1 protein-coding gene is annotated in these 1137 nt (G+C 36.2%); it reads right to left on the reverse strand.

What is annotated here, in order from left to right:
- Positions 1-410 precede the first annotated feature (410 nt).
- Positions 411-1091 (reverse strand): hypothetical protein, encoded by a 681-nt coding sequence (locus tag GA0116948_RS20930; protein ID WP_089715845.1) that lies wholly within the window; start codon positions 1089-1091, stop codon positions 411-413.
- Positions 1092-1137 lie beyond the last annotated feature (46 nt).

The following is a 1137-nucleotide window of genomic DNA, read 5'->3' on the forward strand; positions in this document are numbered from 1 at the left end:
TGCCGCAAACGGTTAGCCGTTAGTTGCCCGTTATTATCCTTCGGATAAATATAACTCAACCGGTCCATATCCGCCTGGCTCTCCACCACGTTGGTCGTAGTGGCATGGGAGCCGTTGCGGTTAAAGAAAACAATATTACCGTTCCCGTCGTACTTGATTTGTTCTTCGTAGGCTTTTACCGCCTGTCGTATCCCTCCGATGGAGAATCCTTAATATGATGATGTGTATTCCAAAGGAGGGATACGGGGGCGGCGAAGCGTAGATTGTGATTGCATCTATAATTTATTTTACTATCTGCAAAAATAGATGACTTTTCAATTCATTTGGACCTGTGCGCTGGCGGAGGAATACATTTAACCAACTATTACATTTTCCCCGGAAAAGATCCAGGAATTATTGCTATGATTTAGCTATTCCACATACTGTAGTTCCGATTTAGCCAAATAATAAGTTGGTTCCAGATATACAACCACGTTCAACTCCAAACACTTTTTCAGGTCTTTATGATAGTTTATAAAGTCACCCATTGCCAATTTTTTTGTAGCTAAGACGAAATAATAATCACATAACTCACGTTCTCTTAAATATCCAACTGAAGAGATAGATGACAATAAAGACTGCTCATCTATTAAATCCATTAAAAAGCTACCTACTGGAATAGGCCAATTAGTGGATCGTTTCGATTTAAGAAGCTTTTTTACACTTTTAAATATTTTCTCTTTCATTGGCTTGTCACCTAATTTACACGCGGCAAAATAACGTATCAATTTTATATTGATTCCGCCCGTCGCATCACTATAAATACTACTTTCTCCATTTTCCCAACATTGAATTGCATTGACTTTATATCCCAAAGACCAAAAAGCTATTCCCTGCAAAATAAAATCCGAATCTGCATCTCCTTTTGTAAGTGAAATAATTTTGTTAGATAGATCAATGCATTCTTCAAACCTATTTAAATTTAAAAGGGCCAAAATTTTATTTCGTAGCAAAGATATATTTCCTGTTTTTTCAAATTGCAAATCTGCATACATACAAGCAGATTCAAATTCTTTTTGCTTGATAAGTGACCAAACATCTATTTGTTGCATAATCTATTGTAATTTCCCTGTTGCAGTATTATATGGAAGATACTAG

The organism is Chitinophaga costaii (assembly GCF_900094705.1).
Taxonomy (GTDB): domain Bacteria; phylum Bacteroidota; class Bacteroidia; order Chitinophagales; family Chitinophagaceae; genus Chitinophaga; species Chitinophaga costaii.

What these genes read in the sequence shown, in the direction of transcription:
- GA0116948_RS20930 (WP_089715845.1), bottom strand. Translation starts at nt 1,091, where the DNA reads ATGCAACAAATAGATGTTTGGTCACTTATCAAGCAAAAAGAATTTGAA.